Raw genomic sequence first — 18,269 nt, 5'->3', positions numbered from 1 at the left:
TCCAAAAATTGCGCGCATCCTATCACGCTCTGCACGGCGGGCAGGCCCATCGGGCGTCGAGCCGATGATGTGCAGCGCCTTGGATTGAGCGTTGGACGCAGAGCGTCCGGAACGGCATTGCCCCGCTGGAGCGTGGGGAGCGAGCGGTGTCCGGTCATGGGCTCATCGACCCCGATTGTGAGGACCGAGCGCTGTCATCACGCCGACACTCGCGCTTCGGCCTCCAGGCGGATGATGGCTTTCTCCAGATCATCCAGCGCATCTTCAGTGTGTGGCGCGTTTTGCTTGAGAAGGGTTTCGGCGCGCTGGCAGGCGGTGCGCAGCTGTGGCACGCCGCAGTAGCGGGTCGCGCCGTGCAGGCGGTGAACCCGCTCGATCAAGCCCAGCATGTCCTGATTGGCCCGGGCCGTGCGGATGGCTTCATGGTCGGCGTCGAGAGAGGCCAGTAGCATGGCCAGCATGTCGGCGGCCAGATCCGGTTTGCCTGCCGCCAGGCGCAAGCCCTCTTCGTGATCCAGTACCAGCGGGCCGACATGCACTTCGAGTGCTTCAGTCTGGCGTTCCGGTGCCGGGTTGCGCAGCGCCAGCCCGGTCCATTTGAGGACCACCTGAGCCAGTTGCCGCTCACTGATCGGCTTGGTCAGGTAGTCGTCCATGCCGCTCTGCAGCAGCGAGCGCTTTTCATTGGCCATCGCGTGAGCGGTGAGGGCCACGATCGGCAGGGAGCTCTGGCTGCGTTCAGCTTCCCAGGCGCGAATCGCCTCGGTGGCCTGACGCCCGTCCATGCCTGGCATCTGCACGTCCATCAGCACCAGGTCGAACGCTTCCTGCTGCACGGCATTGACCGCTGCGTAGCCGCCCTCGACGGCGGCAACCTCGGCGCCCATGTCTTCGAGCAGGGTCTGCACCAGCAGCAGATTGGCCGGGTTGTCATCCACGCACAGTACTCGAGGCGCACGGCTCGACAGCGGCGGCCCGATGTCGGCACGAACCGCCCGTGGGGCAATCAGCTCGGACAACGCTTTTTGCAGTTTGCGGGTGCAGGCCGGTTTGGCCTGCAACTGGGTGTAAACGTCGTGGACGGCCAACTGGAACAGCGCATGCTCGGTGGTCGGGCACAGCACCATGACTTTGCAGTTGAGGTTTTCCAGGTCCCAGATGTGCTGGCGCAGCCGCTCCGGGGATATTTCCAGTGCGGTGACGCCGAGCACTGCCAGGTCAATCGCTGCCGGTGTCTCGTGCGCCGCCGTCACACCGTTGAGCAGGTTTTCCAGGTTGTTGAAGACGATGGTCTGCAAGCCGCAGTCTTCCAGCTGATGCTCCAGCGCCTGACGTGCAAGGTCGTGATGCTCAAGCACTGCGGCGCGCAGCCCGCCCAGTGGAATATTGAGCGACTCTTCCTTGTCTTCACGGGCCTTGGGCAGTTTCAGGCTGATCCAGAACTCCGAGCCTTCGCCCGGCGTGCTGTCGACACCGATCTCGCCGCCCATCTGTTCGATCAAGCGCTTGGAAATGACCAGCCCCAGGCCGGTGCCGCCCGGCTGGCGGGACAGCGAGTTGTCCGCCTGGCTGAAGGCCTGGAACAGCGCCCGCACATCCTGACTGGACAGGCCGATCCCGGTGTCTTGCACGCTGATGCGCAATTGCGCGTGTTCTTCGGTTTCATCTTCCAGCATGGCGCGCGCGACGATGGTGCCTTCACGGGTGAACTTGATCGCGTTGCTGACCAGATTGGTCAGGATCTGCCGGAGGCGCAACGGGTCGCCAGACAGTGCCAGCGGTGTGTCGCGGTACACCAGACTGACCAGCTCAAGCTGCTTGGCATGGGCCGCCGGGGCAAGAATGGTCAGGGTGTCCTGCAGCAGGTCACGCAGGTTGAACGGAATGTTGTCGAGCACCAGCTTGCCGGCCTCGATTTTCGAGAAGTCGAGGATCTCGTTGATGATGCTCAGCAGGTTGTCGGCTGACTTTTCGATAGTGCCCAGATAATCGAACTGGCGCGGCGTCAGTTCGCTTTTTTGCAGCAGGTGCGTAAAGCCCAGAATGCCGTTCAATGGCGTGCGGATTTCATGGCTCATGTTGGCCAGAAACTCCGACTTGATTCGGCTGGCTTCGAGCGCCTCCTTGCGCGCCAGGTCCAGCTCGATGTTCTGGATCTCGATGGTTTCCAGGTTTTGCCTGACGTCTTCGGTGGCCTGATCGATGCTGAGCTGCAGTTCTTCCTGCGCGTTTTGCAGCGTGGCCGCCATGCGATTGATGCCTGACGCCAGCTCGTCCAGCTCTCGGCTGCCCAGCGGCGGCAGGCGGGTTTCGAGGTTGCCGTCCTTGAGTTGTGACACCGCCTGCTTGATCTGACTCATCGGGCCGTTGATGGTCCGGCTCATGCGCACGGCCAGGGTGGCGGTAACGGCCAGCCCGGTGAGAATCAGCAGCAGGCTGGCGAACAGGCTTCGGTAGCCGCGCAGCAGAGTGCCGTTGTGGGAAATTTCCAGCTCGACCCAGCCCAGCAGCGTGTCGGCTTCGGCGGGGATGATCGGGCTGGTCAGGTGCCGTTGATGGCCGAACACCGGCAGCAGGTAGCGGGTGGCGTCGTTGCCGGTGGAGCTGAGCAGTTGCGAGCTGTTGCCGATTGGCACCGGGCTGATCATGGTCGGGCCGGCGTGGGCCAGAGGCGTGCGATCAACATCCAGGAACGACACGGCGCGCACGTCGGTCTGCTCAAGTGTCTGCGAGGCGATACGGCTCAACAGCACTTTGTCCTTGCGCCCCAGCGCATTGGCCGACAGAGGCGCCAGGTCCTGAGCGACCATTTCGCCGCGCTGCAGCAACTGGCTTTGCAGTTCATTGAGCTGCATCCAGGTGAAATAACTGCCCAGCGTCGCGGCCATCAGGCTGGCAGGCAAAATTGTCAGCAGCAGCACACGGCCTTTTATACCCAGCTTGGTCAGCACGCTTTCTCTCCAGCAACAGGTATCAATCTGTCGATATCGGGCATCGGCTGCCCGTCTGTATCGGCATCAGCGGACGAGTTTAGCCATTTAACGAAGGTGTGGGCATGCCGTGATGCGATTTCCTTCAAAAACCACGCCAATCGCAGGCTGTCATAAAATGCGCGTTATGCCTTTTGGGAATATCTACCGCACTTTGCGTGATATGGGCTTTGAGCGTTTGCCGTTATGATAGGCGCCCCCGCAGACTGGACCGCGAATACGCCATGACCCTGCAGTATCCAACCATCGCCGATTGCGTCGGCAACACCCCGCTCGTGCGTCTGCAACGCATGGCCGGCCATACCAGCAATACCGTCCTGTTGAAACTGGAAGGTAACAACCCTGCGGGTTCGGTAAAAGACCGTCCGGCGCTGTCGATGATCACCCGTGCCGAACTGCGCGGCCAGATTCATCCGGGCGATACGCTGATCGAAGCCACTTCCGGTAACACCGGCATCGCGCTGGCGATGGCTGCGGCGATCAAGGGTTACCGCATGGTCCTGATCATGCCGGACAACTCCAGTGCCGAACGCAAGGCCGCCATGACGGCCTATGGCGCCGAGCTGATTCTGGTCAGCAAGGAGGAAGGCATGGAGGGCGCTCGCGATCTGGCCGACCGCATGCAGGCCGAAGGGCGTGGCAAGGTGCTCGATCAGTTCGCCAATGGCGACAATCCCGAGGCGCATTACACGTCCACGGGGCCGGAAATCTGGCAGCAGACCGCCGGCACCGTCACACATTTTGTCAGCTCGATGGGCACTACCGGCACCATCATGGGCACCTCGCGCTACCTCAAGGAACAGAATCCCGACGTGCAGATCGTCGGTCTGCAACCGATGGAAGGCGCGTCCATTCCCGGCATTCGTCGCTGGCCGACCGAATACCTGCCCAAAATCTATCAGTCGAGCCGTGTTGATCGCATCATCGATATGGGGCAGGTCGAAGCCGAAGAAGCCATGCGTCGGCTGGCCCGGGAAGAGGGGATCTTCTGCGGGGTGTCGTCCGGCGGTTCGGTGGCGGGTGCGCTGCGCATCGCCCGTGAAGTCGAAAACGCCACGATTGTGGCAATCATCTGTGACCGAGGCGACCGTTACCTGTCGACCGGTATCTACGACACGCCCAACTGATGGCCAAGCATGAAAGAGGCCTGCGCTTCCAGCCCACCGGCGGCGTCAAGAGCGTGCAGGTGCCTGCCGGTAAAAAGCAGCGGCTGACGATCGAACGCCTGTCTGACGACGGGCGCGGCATCGCGTTTGTCGAGGGCAGGACCTGGTTCGTCGCGGGCAGTCTGGCCGGCGAAGAGGTCGAGGCGCGGGTGCTCAATGCACGGGGCAAGGTCGTCGAAGCGCGCACCGAGCGCGTGTTTGTTGCCAGCGACATGCGTCGCGCGCCCGCCTGCGATTATTTCGGGCGTTGCGGCGGGTGCAGCGTTCAGCACGTGCCCTATGAAGAGCAGCTTGCCCTGAAACAGCGCATGCTCGCCGAGCAATTGCTGCGGGTCGCGAACGTGGTGCCGGACGAGTGGGCCGCGCCCCTGAGCGGGTCCGAACTGGCCTATCGCCGACGCGCGCGGGTCGCGGTGCGCTGGGACGCCAAGGCCAAACGGCTGGACGTCGGCTTTCGTGCGGCGGCCAGTCAGGACATCGTCAGCATCGAGGAATGTCCGGTGCTGGTACAGGCCTTGCAACCGGTCATGAGTCAGTTGCCGGCGATGCTGAAAAGTTTCAGCAAGCCCCAAGTGCTGGGTCACGTCGAACTGTTCAGCGGCTCTTCGACTGCGCTGCTGTTGCGTCATACCGCGCCGTTGGCAGAGGCCGATCTGGCCACCCTGCAAGCGTTCTGTTCGGCGCATGACGCGCAGCTCTGGCTGCACGGCGAAGGCGAGCCGCAACCGGTCAGCCCAGGCGATACGCTGGGCTATCGGCTGGAGCCGTGGAACCTGCAACTGGCGTGGCGTCCGGGGGATTTCATTCAGGTCAATGCGGCGGTCAATACCGCGATGATCGAGCAAGCGCTGCAATGGCTGGCACCTGCGGCGGATGAACGTGTGATGGACCTGTTTTGCGGCCTGGGCAATTTTGCCTTGCCGCTGGCGGGGCTGGCAAAAGAAGTGGTGGCGGTGGAAGGCGTTGCGACGATGGTCGAACGTGCAGCCGTCAACGCAATGAGTAATGATCTGCACAATGTGCAGTTTTTTCAGGCGGATCTTTCCCAGCCGCTGATACATGCCGAGTGGGCAGTGGACGGGTTTTCTGCGGTACTCTTGGACCCGCCGCGTGACGGGGCCTTCGAAGTGGTTCGCCAGATCCGCAAAACAGGCGCCCGGCGGCTGCTTTATGTGTCGTGCAACCCGGCAACACTGGCTCGTGACACGGTCGAGCTGGTGAATCAGGGCTACCGATTAAAACGTGCCGGAATCCTCGATATGTTTCCACAGACGGCGCATGTCGAGGCGATGGCTTTATTTGAAATGAGTAAGTGAGCGGCTTCATTGGATAGAGTCCAGCGGCTGACAGGGAATCTCATTTAATCCGACTGGCCCGCGAATGCCGGTCCTTGCTTGCCCGGCAAGTGGCATTCGCTCAGAAGGCTGGCGACTGATGGCGCTATTCATCGCGCCGTAGGGAAGGTAAGCAGCATGGTACAGGTGAGAGCGAACCAGCCGATAAACACAGACGGCAGTATCAATCTCGACGCATGGCTCGATCATATTGTCAGCGTCGACCTGGTCCTGGACCGGGAAGTCATGAAGCAGGCCTGTGAATTTGCCCGGCAAGCCGAGCAGAACGACAAGGTCCACAAGAATCATTGGGCAGAAGGCACCTCCAGTTTCCAGACGGGTCTGGAAATCGCTGAAATCCTTGCTGACCTCAAGCTGGATCAGGATTCTCTGGTCGCTGCGGTCATCTACCGCGGTGTGCGCGAAGGCGTGATCCCGTTGCCGGAGGTCGAACAGCACTTTGGCCCGACGGTCGCCAAACTGATCGACGGTGTGCTGCGCATGGCGGCGATCAGCGCCAGCCTCAGCCCCCGGCAGTCGCTGGTGCTGGGCAGCCAGGCGCAGGTCGAAAACCTGCGCAAGATGCTGGTCGCGATGGTCGACGACGTGCGCGTCGCCCTGATCAAGCTGGCCGAGCGCACCTGCGCGATTCGTGCGGTGAAGAACGCCGATGACGAAAAGCGCAACCGGGTGGCCCGCGAGGTCTTCGATATCTATGCGCCGCTGGCGCATCGGCTGGGCATCGGTCACATCAAGTGGGAGCTGGAAGACCTGTCTTTCCGCTACCTGGAGCCTGATCAGTACAAACAGATCGCCAAATTGCTGCACGAGCGCCGGCTGGATCGCGAGCGCTTCATCAGCGAAGTCATGTCCGAGCTGGACAACGAGCTGCAAGCCACCGGCGTGACGGCTGACATCAGCGGCCGTGCCAAGCACATCTACTCCATCTGGCGCAAAATGCAGCGCAAGGGCCTGGCGTTCAGCCAGATCTACGACGTGCGTGCGTTGCGCGTGCTGGTCCCGGAAATGCGCGACTGCTACACCGCGCTGGGGATTGTGCATACGCTGTGGCGGCATATTCCCAAGGAGTTTGACGACTACATCGCCAACCCCAAGGAAAACGGCTACCGCTCGCTGCACACGGCCGTCATCGGGCCGGAAGGCAAGGTGCTGGAAGTGCAGATCCGCACCCACGCCATGCACGAAGAAGCCGAGCTGGGCGTTTGCGCGCACTGGCGCTACAAGGGCACCGACGTCAAATCCGGCTCCAATCATTACGAAGAGAAGATTTCCTGGCTGCGTCAGGTTCTGGAATGGCATGAAGAACTGGGCGACATCGGGGGTCTGGCCGAGCAGTTGCGGGTCGATATCGAACCCGATCGCGTCTATGTCTTCACCCCTGACGGCCACGCCATCGACCTGCCCAAGGGCGCGACGCCGCTGGACTTCGCCTATCGGGTACACACCGAGATCGGCCATAACTGCCGTGGTGCGAAGATCAACGGCCGCATCGTGCCGCTCAACTACAGCCTGCAGACCGGCGAGCAGGTCGAGATCATCACCAGCAAGCACGGTACGCCGAGCCGCGACTGGCTGAACTCCAACCTGGGCTACATCACCACGTCCCGGGCGCGGGCCAAGATCGTTCACTGGTTCAAATTGCAGGCGCGTGACCAGAACGTCGCGGCTGGCAGGACCCTGATCGAGCGTGAGCTGGCGCGTCTTGCGCTGCCGCAGGTCGACTTCGACAAACTGGCGGACAAGGCCAACCACAAGACCGCCGACGACATGTTCGCGGCCTTGGGGGCGGGCGATCTGCGGCTGGCGCAGTTGGTCAACCTGGCTCAGCAGCAGGTCGAGCCGGATCGGGTCAATGAACAGCTGGAGCTGATTCCGCGCAAGGCCACCGGCTACAAGCCCGGCAAGCGCGGCGACATTCAGATTCAGGGCGTCGGCAACCTGATGACGCAAATGGCTGGCTGCTGCCAGCCGCTGCCGGGCGACGCGATTGTCGGTTACATCACTCAAGGCCGCGGCGTTAGCATCCACCGCCAGGATTGCGCCTCGGTGCTGCAACTGGGCGGTCGCGAACCCGAGCGGATCATCCAGGTCAGCTGGGGGCCGGTGCCGGTGCTCACCTATCCGGTGGACATCATCATCCGCGCCTACGACCGTTCCGGGCTGCTGCGTGACGTCACTCAGGTGCTGCTCAACGAGCGCATCAACGTGCTGGCGGTCAACACCCGCTCGAACAAGGAAGACAACACTGCGCTCATGTCCCTGACCATCGAGATTCCGGGGCTGGATGCGCTGGGGCGGTTGCTGGGGCGCATCTCCCAGTTGCCGAACATCATCGAAACACGCAGAAACAGGACGCCGTAAGTGTCAGCGCCGACCCACGGGAGCCCCGTGTACACCGTTCAGGACCTGCTTTATCTCATGGCCCGGCTGCGTGATCCGCAGTTCGGCTGCCCCTGGGACTTGAAGCAGACCTACGCCAGTATCGTCCCGCACACGCTGGAAGAAGCCTACGAAGTGGCGGATGCCATCGAGCAGGGCGATCTCGATCATCTGCAGGGTGAACTGGGCGACCTGCTGTTTCAGGTGGTCTTTTACGCGCAACTGGCCAAGGAAGAAGGGCGCTTCGAGTTCGACGGTGTGGTGGACGGAATCACGCGCAAGTTACTGCGTCGCCACCCCCACGTGTTCCCGACCGGCGAACTGTATGCGCCGCCGGAAACCCCGCGTCTGACCGATGAGCAGGTCAACCGCCGCTGGGACGAAATCAAGGCCGAGGAACGCGCCGAAAAGTCCGGAGTGCCTGAGCAGTTGTCGCTGCTGGATGATGTGCCAGGTGCCTTGCCGGCGCTGAGTCGTGCCACCAAACTGCAGAAGCGTGCATCACAGGTCGGTTTCGACTGGCCTGCGGCCTTGCCGGTGGTCGACAAGGTGCGTGAAGAACTCGATGAAATTCTCGAAGCGATGGTCGACAATGATGCTGAAGCCATCGCTGAAGAAGTCGGTGATCTGCTGTTCAGCGTCGTGAATCTGGCCCGGCACCTCAACGTTGATCCGGAAACGGCGTTACGCGCGGCCAACAGCAAATTCGACAGACGCTTTCGATTCATTGAACAGGCATCGCGCCACCTTCAGCGTCCCATTGAAGAGTACACACTCGAAGAGATGGATGCGTTGTGGGGCGAAGCCAAACGTCAGGAAAAGAGCACGCCCGGCTGCGGCTGAGCGTGCGGTAACGGCATAAGTGAGTAGACAATGAGCCTTTCCCTTCGCGATCAGTTGCTCAAGGCAGGTCTGGTCAACCAAAAGCAGGCCAAGCAGGTCGGCAAAGAAAAGCAGAAAGAACAGCGTCTGGTACACAAAGGGCAGGCTCAGGCCGACGACTCGCAAAAGCGTGCGGCTCAGGAAGCGATGGCCGAGAAGGCCAAGCGTGACCAGGAACTGAACCGTCAGCAGCAAGAGAAGGTCGAGCAGAAGGCGCGTACCGCTCAGGTCAAGCAACTGATCGAAGTGTCACGCCTGCCCAAGCTGATCACCGAGGACTACTACAACTTCGTTGACGACAAGAAGGTCAAGCGGATCTCGGTCAATGCGCTGGTGCGCAACAAGCTCAGCAGTGGCTCGCTGGCGATCGTGCATCACGGTGGCGGTTACGAAATCATTCCGCGCGAAGCTGCGCTGAAGATTCAGGAGCGCGACCCGCGCCGTGTCGTGTTGCTCAACACGCCGACCGAAGCGCCGGATGCCGATGATCCGTACGCGGCGTACCAGGTGCCCGATGACCTGATGTGGTAACCCGCTGACCGGTTAAAACAAAACCCGCATTCTGCGGGTTTTGTCTTTTCTTGTTCTTGGGGTTTCTGGTTCAGGGAAGGTGCTCAGTGATTGCCCTGGCTTTCCTTCGCTTCCAGCTCTTCCTTGTAGCGAAGGGCCTCGGCCTCGACGTGGAACATCCCCACGAGCTGGTCCTGTTGATGCACATCCCAGATCTGGATGCCGTCGGCTACGGCTTCGTGGGAGAGGTGGGCGTCGTCGCGTTCAGTAACTCTGACAGTCATAGTAGTAAGCTCCTGACTTTAATGGCCTTGATGGTTAGGCCTCTGGATACTGCGGCGATGTGTCGCAGGACTCTTTTATAGAAGTTGTTAGCTGCCTAAGTAAATAGCCCGTTCAGGTTCCCGGCGGTTCATAAATCGTCAGTGTGGCTACAGGCCACGTATGGCGAGGCTTTCAGCGGATTCATGGCTAAGTGAAGGATTTTTCATGTGCCGTGAGCGTGCGGAGCGAGAGCCCGTGCATTATCGCTCCCGTGCTCTGCGTGGTAGCGAGTCCGTGCATTATCGCTCCCACGCTCTGCGTGGTAGCGCTGTTCTGGACGCTCCGCGTCCGGTCTTGAGCAGGCGGCGCGGTACGAAGGGCATTCCACTGGGCCGTGCGGAACGAGAAGGCATAAAAAAGCCCCGCTGAAAGCGGGGCTCTGTGTCGCGGCGGCGGTCAGGTCAATCAGGTGCCTTTGACGGCCTTGCCGTTGACGGTGCCGTCGAGCAGCACAATGTTGTATTCCTTGCCGTCGGTTTCAACCTGTTGCAGGCGGACCAGCAGGTAGTCCCAGTCCTTGGCGAACCACAGCACGGTGGTGCGCTTGCTTTGCGTCGGGTCACGCACGCGCTCGACCTTGATGGCGTCGACCTGGCCGGTCTTAGTGGTGACCTTTTCCGAGCCCAGTACGCGGAAGTCATAAGTGTCCACTTCGTCGCCGTCGACGACCTGGTAGCTCATGCTCTTCTTGCCCTCGGCGATGTCGTGTTGCAACGCCAGCTGATAAGTGGACTTGTCGAGAATGCCCCGGTTAAGCGGCAGCTTGATTGCATCGCCACGGTCGGTCCCGGTGACGAACTTGGTGTTCCAGTCAAAGGCCAGATCGACCTTCTTGGATTTGCCCAGGCCGCTACGCTCGAAGCTGTAGGTCTGTGGCAGCAGGGTGTCCTTGTCGACCTTCAGCGTGCTGACTTCCGTCAGGCTGGCGATCATCATCGATGCTTTGAAACTCAGGGTCCAGGTGCCGTTGGCGCCGGCTTCCAGGCTGCGTTCGGCGGTGCCGCTCATCGGCAGCTGTTTCCAGTCGGCGGTGTAGCTGGCGGAGAAGGGTTGAAGGTCTGCGGCCTGTACGGCAGGCAATGCGAGCAGAGCGAAAGCGAAGAGCAGAGCGCGACGCATAATATCTCCTAATGTCGAATCAGATGGCCGCTGGCCGGGAGTAACTGGTTATCCAGTAATGCGCCATGTTCACCAAGGGCCAATCGACCTTCGGCAAACCAGCGAATAGCCAGTGGGTAAATACGGTGCTCTTGAGCGTGAACCCGTTGCGCGAGCGCCGCTGGCGTGTCGTCCAACTGTACCGAAATAACTGCCTGTACGACCAGTGGGCCGCCATCGAGTTCCTCAGTGACAAAATGCACGCTGCACCCATGCTCGGCGTCGCCGGCCTCCAGCACGCGCTTGTGCGTGTGCAAGCCTTTGTAACGCGGCAGCAGGGAAGGGTGAATATTCAGCAGGCGCCCCTGATAGTGACGAACGAACCCTGCACTGAGGATGCGCATGAATCCGGCCAGTACCACCAGTTGTGGTTGAAACGTGTCGATCAGTTCCATCAGCGCCGCATCGAAGGCCTCGCGACCTTCGTAGGCGGTGTGATCCAGTACGCAGGCTTCGATGCCCGCGTCTCTGGCGCGCTGCAGCCCGAACGCATCGGCACGGTTGGAAATCACCGCGCGGATGCGGACCGGGCTGGCCTCGTCCTTGAAGCTGTCGATCATGGCTTGCAGGTTGCCGCCGGTGCCGGACAGCAGCACCACGACCTCGCAGATGGCTGGCATCAATGCGCCTTGAGGTTTTTCAGCTCGACTTGTGCAGCGCCTTCGGCAGCGGTAGCGATCTGGCCGATCACCCACGGCTGCTCGCCGGCTTCACGCAGAACGTTCAGGGCTGTTTCGACGTGTTCCTGAGCCACGCAGATGACCATGCCGACGCCGCAGTTCAGCACACGGTGCATTTCGTTCTCTTCGACGTTGCCTTGCTGCTGCAACCAGTCGAAGACGGCCGGACGCTGCCAGCTGGCGACATCGACCACCGCCTGTGCGCCTTGCGGCAGAACGCGGGGGATGTTGTCCAGCAGGCCGCCACCGGTGATGTGGGCCATCGCCTTGACCGCGCCGGTTTCCTTGATCAGCTTGAGCAAAGGTTTTACGTAGATGCGGGTCGGCGCCATCAGCAGTTCGGTCAGTGGCTTGCCGTCCAGTTGGATGTTTTCGATGTCGGCACCGGCGACTTCGATGATCTTGCGGATCAGCGAGTAACCGTTGGAGTGCGGGCCGGACGATGGCAGGGCAAGCAGGGCGTCACCGGCAGCGACTTTCGAGCCGTCGATGATCTCGGCCTTTTCCACGACGCCGACGCAAAAGCCTGCCAGGTCATAATCTTCGCCTTCATACATGCCCGGCATTTCAGCGGTCTCGCCGCCGACCAGCGAGCAGCCGGCCAGTTCGCAGCCCGCGCCGATTCCGGTCACCACCTGAGTGGCGGTTTCGACGTTGAGCTTGCCGGTGGCGTAGTAATCGAGAAAGAACAGCGGCTCGGCGCCGCACACCACCAGGTCGTTGACGCACATGGCGACCAGGTCGATGCCGATGCTGTCGTGCTTGTTCAGGTTCAGGGCCAGGCGCAGCTTGGTGCCCACGCCGTCGGTGCCGGAAACCAGAACCGGTTGCTTGTAGCCCGCCGGGATTTCGCAAAGGGCGCCGAAACCTCCCAGGCCGCCCATGACTTCCGGACGCTTGGTGCGCTTGGCGACGCTCTTGATGCGTTCGACCAATGCTTCACCGGCGTCGATGTCTACACCGGCGTCTTTATAGCTCAGGGAGGGTTGCTTGCTCATAGAAAATCCAGGCCTTTAGGGGGGATTCGGAGGTATCGACCGCTGCGTTAGGACCCGTTCAGCACCGCGTTGCAAGGCGATGTTAAGGTTGGGCCGTGGCGATTGCCGGTCTGCGAAGGCGCGCGATTTTATCAGGCTTGCTCCCTAGGGGCCATCCTTGCGCCGACAACAGGGGCCGTGTTGCACTAAATAAACCTGTTCTGGCCGGTACGATCAGTGCGAGTGCAGACGTTTAAGGTGTACTTTATGCCGAAATTGAATGATTGGTGGCTCACGGCTGTCCCAGGCTGTGTACCTCCTGAAGCTGCTTCTTTTACTTTTTTCCGTTCGGGAACTGTCCATGCGTTTTTCCAGAATCCTTCTCGTCGGCTGTCTATCCCTGATCAGCCTTCCCAGCCTTGCCGAAACGGTGAGCAATCTTTATCAGGTGCGTGAACCGGTCAACGGTCAGTCGCCCGACGAGCGCACTCGCGCTACCCAGGCCGCCGTCGACACGCTGGTGCTGCGCTTGACCGGCGACGCCAAGGCGGTGCAGGGTTCAGCCATCGCCGCGTTGCGCAAGGACCCGCAGCAGATCATCAGCCAGTACGGCTATGAAGCCGGTCCGCCGGAAACCCTGTTGGTGGATTTCGATCCGGCAACCACTGAGCGCGCCTTGCGTGACGCCGGGTTGTCGATCTGGGGCAGCAACCGTCCGTCGATTCTGGGCTGGTGGCTGAACGACTCGGTCGAAGGCGCCAACCTGGTCGGCGATGGTCAGGCGGCTGCCGAACCGTTGCGACGCGCCGCACAGCACCGGGGTCTGCCGTTGCGCTTGCCGCTTGCCGACCTGGGTGAACAAGGTATCGGCAATGCCAAGACGCTGGAGGCCACCGATCCGGCGCCGCTCAAGGAAGCCTCCGAGCGCTACGGCGCCGACGCGATCCTGGCGGTGCATGCCAAGGAAGACGCCGGGCAATGGCAGGGCAAATGGCGCCTGTGGCTGGGCGATCAACGCGAGCAGGGCACCGCGACGGGTGCAACCTCCGAAGCGTTGGCCGACGCGGTGCTGTTGTCCGTGAGCGAGCGTCTGGCCCCGCGCTTTGTGACCAAGCCCGGTGCGTCTACCGGCCTGTCGATCCAGGTGCAAGGCATGACACTTGAGCGTTATGCGCAACTGCTTCAGTTACTTGAACCGTTCGGCGTGCGTCTGAGTTCTGTCGAGGGTGACCGGATGGTGTTCGACGTCAGTGGCAGCACCGATCAGCTACGCTCGCAGATGTCGCTGGCCAAACTGCAGGAAGTGCCTGCCAGTGAGGTTGCGGCAGCGCCCGCTGCGCCTGTCGATGCGGCCGCTCCCGTTGCACCCGCTCAGGCGCCGATGATTGTCCCGGCGTCTGCGCCACAGCTGTATTTCCGCTGGTAATTCGGCAAGAACGCTTTTCCATTGGGTTGAGGGATGTTGATGACTGATACGCGGCGTTGGTTCTGGATCGGCGGGCTGGCTTTGCTGGTCGCTTTCGTGGTGTTGCTGCACACGATCCTCACTCCTTTTCTGGTGGCGTTGCTACTGGCGTACATGGGCGATCCGCTGGTGGACCGTCTGGAGCGTGCGGGCTTGTCCAGAACCTTGAGCGTGGTGGCAGTTTTCGGCCTGTTCACGCTGGTGCTGATGACCTTGCTGCTGGTGCTGGTACCGATGCTGGCCAAGCAGCTGTTTCGCCTGTACGAGCTGGCACCGCAGATCCTCGATTGGTTGCAGCATTCGGCCATGCCGTGGGTGCAGGCGAAGTTTGGTCTGGCGGACGGCTTCTGGAAGTTCGACAAGATAAAGGCGGCCATTTCCGAGCACATGGGGCAGGCCGGGGACATCGTCTCCGTCGTGCTGTCGCAGGCCACGGCGTCCAGCCTGGCGCTGATCGGCTGGCTGACCAATCTGGTGCTGATCCCGGTGGTCTGCTTCTATCTGTTGCGTGACTGGGACATCATGACCGGCAAGATTCGTGGTCTGTTGCCGCGCCAGCGTGAAAGCCAGATCGTCAAACTCGCGGGCGAATGTCATGAAGTGCTGGGGGCGTTCATTCGCGGCCAGTTGCTGGTCATGGTCGGGCTGGGTGTGATCTACGCGGCCGGTCTGATGCTGGTCGGTCTGGAGTTGGGGCTGTTGATCGGCGTGATCGCCGGTCTGGCTGCCATCGTGCCTTATATGGGCTTCGTGATCGGCATCGGTTCGGCGCTGGTGGCCGGGTTGTTCCAGTTCGGGGGTGACCTGTACCCGATGATGGGGATCGTGGCGGTGTTCATGATCGGTCAGGCCCTCGAAGGCATGGTGCTCACGCCGCTGCTGGTGGGCGATCGCATCGGTCTGCACCCGGTCGCCGTGATTTTTGCGATTCTGGCAGGGGGCGAACTGTTCGGTTTCACCGGCATTTTGCTGGCCTTGCCGGTCGCGGCGGTGATCATGGTGCTGGTGCGCCACATGCACGACGTCTACAAGGACTCGGAAATCTACGCCGGTGCGGAAGATCCGGAGCTGTAAGCTGAACACGGCCTCTGCGCAGCGCTGCGCAAGAGGCCGTTGGAATGGCGTGGGCCGCGCGCCAAACCTCCTTTCTCCATCCCCGCATTCGCCGCGCTGCTGCAAACCTTTGATTTTGCTTGAGGTCTGTCGCATTGTGCGACCCGCCTCACGGGTATAAACTTCGCGTACTTTACACAGAGGCCCTTGACGGTTTGCATGAGCCGTTAGTCAGCATGAAACCGATTCAGCTGCCCCTGAGTGTGCGTCTGCGTGATGACGCCACTTTCGTCAATTACTATCCAGGCGCCAATGCCGCTGCACTCGGCTATGTCGAGCGGCTGTGCGAAGCCGATGCCGGCTGGACGGAAAGCCTCATTTACCTGTGGGGCAAGGACGGAGTAGGGCGCACGCATCTGCTGCAGGCAGCGTGCCTGCGTTTCGAGCAGATGGGCGAGCCGGCGGTGTACCTGCCATTGGCGGAAGTCATCGATGAAGGTATCGAGCTGTTCGACCACCTTGAACAGTACGAGCTGGTCTGCCTCGACGACCTGCAAGCCGTGGTCGGCAAGCCGGACTGGGAAGAAGCCCTGTTTCACCTGTTCAATCGTTTGCGTGATAGCGGCCGTCGTCTATTGATTGCAGCGTCCAAGTCGCCTCGCGAACTGCCGGTCAAACTCCCCGACCTCAAATCCCGTCTGACCATGGCGCTGGTGTTCCAGATGCGCGGGCTGTCCGACGAGGACAAACTGCGAGCGCTGCAACTGCGCGCCTCACGCCGCGGCCTGCACCTGACCGACGATGTCGGCCATTTCATCCTGACGCGCGGTACGCGCAGCATGAGCGCCTTGTTCGAATTGCTGGAGCGCCTCGATCAGGCCTCGCTTCAGGAAAAACGCAAGCTGACCATTCCCTTCCTTAAAGAGACGCTTGGGTGGTAGATCAGGCGCTGATCCTGCAAACCGCAGCAGCGTTACGCCATGCAAAGCGGATTCTGGTGATCACTGGCGCCGGGTTGTCGGCGGATTCCGGGTTGCCGACCTACCGCGGCGTCGGCGGGCTCTACAACGGCAAGACGGATGACGGCCTGCCGATAGAAGTGGCCCTGTCCGGGCCGATGCTGCGCCGTGACCCTGAACTGTGCTGGAAATATATCGCCGAACTGGGCAAGGCGTGCCTGGGCGGCGAGCCCAATGTGGCTCATTACGCCATCGCCCAGTTGCAGCGCCTCAAACCCGAGTGCTGGGTGCTGACCCAGAATGTCGACGGTTATCATCGCGCCGCTGGCAGTCCGCCCGAGCGCCTGATCGAGATTCACGGGCAGCTTTCGCCGTTGTTCTGTCAGTCGTGTGGTGCGCAGGATTCTCAACTGAGTGAGCATTTGCAGCGTCCATTGCCGCCGTTATGCCGCAGCTGTAGTGGCATTCTGCGACCGCCCGTCGTTCTTTTTCAGGAAATGCTCCCGGAAAGGGCATTGGAAACACTGTATGAACAACTGGCTATAGGCTATGACGCGGTGTTGAGTATCGGCACCACCGCCAGCTTCCCCTACATTCATGAGCCGGTCATCCGCACCCGTGTTTCCGGGGGATTTACCGCAGAAATCAATCCACAGCCCACTGATCACAGCGCGCAAATGGACGTTTTTCTGCAGTGCCGCGCGGCACATGTCATGGCCGAACTCATAAGTCACATCTAGTTCGATTGAATTTGCAAATCGCTTTGATTGCGGGCATAGTCTCGGCTTCTTAGAAGTCAGCCACGGTTGTGCCCATGCAAGTTGTTCGCTTCGCACCCCTCGTGCCTCTCGCACTTGTCACCTTCCTCTTCGGTTGCTCGGCCAATATGCCGGTTGCACAGCAAGAGCAGGCTCAGCCGGTTCCGCATTACCAGAACACGGTAACGGCACAGTCCGCAGCCCGTCGCGCTGATGCGGCAGCCTTGCAGGACGAACTGGCCACTGAAGACGAACTGGCTCAGTTCGCTGACAACAAATCTTACAAACTGCCGGTTCTGGCCGACAGTATCCTTGAACGCGGCAAGTCGCTGATCGGTACGCGCTACCAGTTCGGCGGCACGTCGACCCGTTCGGGCTTCGATTGCAGCGGTTTCATCGGTTATCTGTTCCGTGAAGAGGCTGGCATGAGCCTGCCGCGCTCCACTCGTGAAATGATCAACGTTGACGCGCCGCTGGTTTCGCGCGGCAACCTCAAGCCTGGCGATCTGCTGTTCTTCAGCACCCGCGGCCGCGGTCGTGTCAGCCATGCAGCGATCTACGCTGGCAATCAGCAATTCATTCATTCCAGCAGCCGCCGCAGCGGCGGGGTGCGCATCGACAGCCTCGATGATGCCTACTGGAGCAAGACCTTCATCGAGGCCAAGCGGCCTTTGGCGATGGCGCCCGGTACAGTGGCTGTAAAATCTGCAGCGGCTGACACGCAGACAACAGCGATGACATCGACTACAGTCAAGACCGCGCCAAAGCGGCGCAACGTGAACAAGTGAACCAATAGAAATCGCTGACAAAGACCTTCGGGTCTTTCTGCGTTTTTGAGCTTCTCGGCAGCGTAAGCCGCACCCGGATCAGGTTGTTGTGTGTATGTCGATTGCTTTGCGCCTGATAGTCATCTCTGTTGCTGCGTTGCTAGGCGCCTGTGCCAGCGCGCCGCCTCCGCCCAAAGCGCCCCGGATCGTTCAGCGTCCGGTGGTCACCGCACCTCCCCAGATTCTCTCTCCGGCTGCCGAAGACGTGCTGTTTCGCGCGTTGGGGCTTGTCGGCACGCCTTATCGATGGGGCGGCAACACGCCTGACTCCGGTTTTGATTGCAGCGGTCTCATAGGGTATGTCTATCGGGATGCGGCGGGTATCTCCCTGCCACGCTCCACCCGCGAGATGATCGTGATGGGCGCGCCGAATATTCGTCGCGAGCAATTGCAGTCAGGGGATCTGGTGTTCTTCGCCACGTCCGGTGGCTCGCAGGTCTCCCACGCAGGCATCTACGTCGGCGAAGGCCGCTTCGTGCATGCCCCGGCCAGCGGAGGCACGGTCAAACTCGACAGCCTCGACAAACCCTACTGGCAGCGCGCCTACCTCAACGCCAAGCGCGTGATCCAGCCAGCGAGCCTGGCGCAGATTCGGCCGTAGCGCTTCCTTGCCCGCGATCTACCAACCTGCAGCAAACCTGTAGTGCGCCGCGCCGCGTTTATTTCAACTATCGTGCGACGCTCCGCGTCGCCATGCCGTTCAGGACGCTCTGCGTCCTCTTGGCGACGCAGAGCGTCGAGAACTGCATTCCCACGCTGGAGCGTAGGGAACGATAAATCTCAACT

16 protein-coding genes are annotated in these 18,269 nt (G+C 61.1%); 11 read left to right on the top strand and 5 right to left on the bottom strand.

The genetic code is table 11. The features are described 5' to 3' along the window. Positions 1–197 precede the first annotated feature (197 nt). Complete coding sequence (locus BW686_RS23690; RefSeq protein WP_084920037.1) at positions 198–2,951, bottom strand: response regulator; 2,754 nt, start codon at positions 2,949–2,951, stop codon at positions 198–200. A 263-nt stretch (positions 2,952–3,214) separates the two neighbouring features. On the opposite strand from BW686_RS23690, the gene cysM reads away from it, so the two are divergent. From cysM to BW686_RS23665, 5 genes are all read left to right on the top strand, one after another. Continuing rightward, positions 3,215–4,117, top strand: a complete 903-nt coding sequence (gene cysM / locus BW686_RS23685; protein ID WP_084920034.1) for a cysteine synthase CysM — start codon at positions 3,215–3,217, stop codon at positions 4,115–4,117. Further along, positions 4,117–5,472, top strand: coding sequence for a 23S rRNA (uracil(1939)-C(5))-methyltransferase RlmD (gene rlmD, locus BW686_RS23680; protein ID WP_084920031.1), 1,356 nt, complete (start codon positions 4,117–4,119; stop codon positions 5,470–5,472). The genes cysM and rlmD overlap by 1 nt, the downstream gene beginning before the upstream one ends. A 156-nt stretch (positions 5,473–5,628) precedes the next feature. Then, positions 5,629–7,872, top strand: coding sequence for a GTP diphosphokinase (gene relA, locus BW686_RS23675; RefSeq protein ID WP_084920029.1), 2,244 nt, complete (start codon positions 5,629–5,631; stop codon positions 7,870–7,872). A 27-nt stretch (positions 7,873–7,899) separates the two neighbouring features. Next, positions 7,900–8,733: a nucleoside triphosphate pyrophosphohydrolase gene (gene mazG, locus BW686_RS23670; protein WP_084920026.1), complete on the top strand. Its 834-nt coding sequence runs from the start codon at positions 7,900–7,902 to the stop codon at positions 8,731–8,733. Positions 8,734–8,763: 30 nt separating this feature from the next. Then, the gene (locus BW686_RS23665) at positions 8,764–9,303 is read left to right on the top strand and encodes a DUF2058 domain-containing protein (protein WP_084920024.1); all 540 of its coding nucleotides are present in this window, start codon (positions 8,764–8,766) and stop codon (positions 9,301–9,303) included. 83 nt (positions 9,304–9,386) lie between these two features. Here the strand turns inward: BW686_RS23665 and BW686_RS23660 are convergent, their stop codons facing one another. From BW686_RS23660 to purM, 4 genes are all read right to left on the bottom strand, one after another. Beyond that, a complete protein-coding gene (locus BW686_RS23660) occupies positions 9,387–9,566 on the bottom strand; it encodes a hypothetical protein (protein ID WP_084920021.1) in 180 nt (59 codons plus the stop codon). A gap of 445 nt (positions 9,567–10,011) precedes the next feature. Further along, positions 10,012–10,725, bottom strand: a complete 714-nt coding sequence (locus BW686_RS23655; protein WP_084920017.1) for a DUF3108 domain-containing protein — start codon at positions 10,723–10,725, stop codon at positions 10,012–10,014. Between the two features lie 8 nt (positions 10,726–10,733). Continuing rightward, complete coding sequence (purN, locus tag BW686_RS23650; RefSeq protein WP_084920015.1) at positions 10,734–11,384, bottom strand: phosphoribosylglycinamide formyltransferase; 651 nt, start codon at positions 11,382–11,384, stop codon at positions 10,734–10,736. Beyond that, positions 11,384–12,442 (bottom strand): phosphoribosylformylglycinamidine cyclo-ligase, encoded by a 1,059-nt coding sequence (gene purM / locus BW686_RS23645; RefSeq protein WP_004884166.1) that lies wholly within the window; start codon positions 12,440–12,442, stop codon positions 11,384–11,386. The genes purN and purM overlap by 1 nt, the downstream gene beginning before the upstream one ends. A gap of 340 nt (positions 12,443–12,782) precedes the next feature. Here purM and BW686_RS23635 point away from each other — a divergent pair, with 340 nt between their 5' ends. The 6 genes from BW686_RS23635 (at position 12,783) to BW686_RS23610 (ending at position 18,084) form a co-directional block, all read left to right on the top strand. Further along, positions 12,783–13,847, top strand: a complete 1,065-nt coding sequence (locus tag BW686_RS23635) for a DUF2066 domain-containing protein (RefSeq protein WP_084920012.1) — start codon at positions 12,783–12,785, stop codon at positions 13,845–13,847. Positions 13,848–13,886: 39 nt separating this feature from the next. Further along, positions 13,887–14,960, top strand: a complete 1,074-nt coding sequence (locus BW686_RS23630) for an AI-2E family transporter (protein WP_084920114.1) — start codon at positions 13,887–13,889, stop codon at positions 14,958–14,960. Between the two features lie 215 nt (positions 14,961–15,175). Next, a complete protein-coding gene (gene hda, locus BW686_RS23625; protein WP_007251488.1) occupies positions 15,176–15,880 on the top strand; it encodes a DnaA regulatory inactivator Hda in 705 nt (234 codons plus the stop codon). After that, positions 15,874–16,638 carry an NAD-dependent deacylase gene (locus tag BW686_RS23620; RefSeq protein WP_179149364.1) on the top strand — a complete coding sequence of 255 codons (765 nt, stop codon included), beginning with the start codon at positions 15,874–15,876 and terminating at the stop codon, positions 16,636–16,638. Before hda ends, BW686_RS23620 begins: the two co-directional genes overlap by 7 nt. 74 nt (positions 16,639–16,712) lie before the next feature. Further along, positions 16,713–17,444: a C40 family peptidase gene (locus BW686_RS23615; protein WP_084920009.1), complete on the top strand. Its 732-nt coding sequence runs from the start codon at positions 16,713–16,715 to the stop codon at positions 17,442–17,444. Between the two features lie 94 nt (positions 17,445–17,538). Beyond that, a complete protein-coding gene (locus tag BW686_RS23610; RefSeq protein WP_084920006.1) occupies positions 17,539–18,084 on the top strand; it encodes a C40 family peptidase in 546 nt (181 codons plus the stop codon). Positions 18,085–18,269: the final 185 nt, after the last annotated feature.

Origin of the sequence: Pseudomonas syringae (assembly GCF_002157375.1) — a bacterium.
In the GTDB taxonomy this organism is placed as follows: Bacteria; Pseudomonadota; Gammaproteobacteria; order Pseudomonadales; family Pseudomonadaceae; genus Aquipseudomonas; species Aquipseudomonas syringae_T.
Note: the sequence above shows the minus strand (reverse complement) of the source record. Positions and strands in the feature narration are given on the sequence as shown.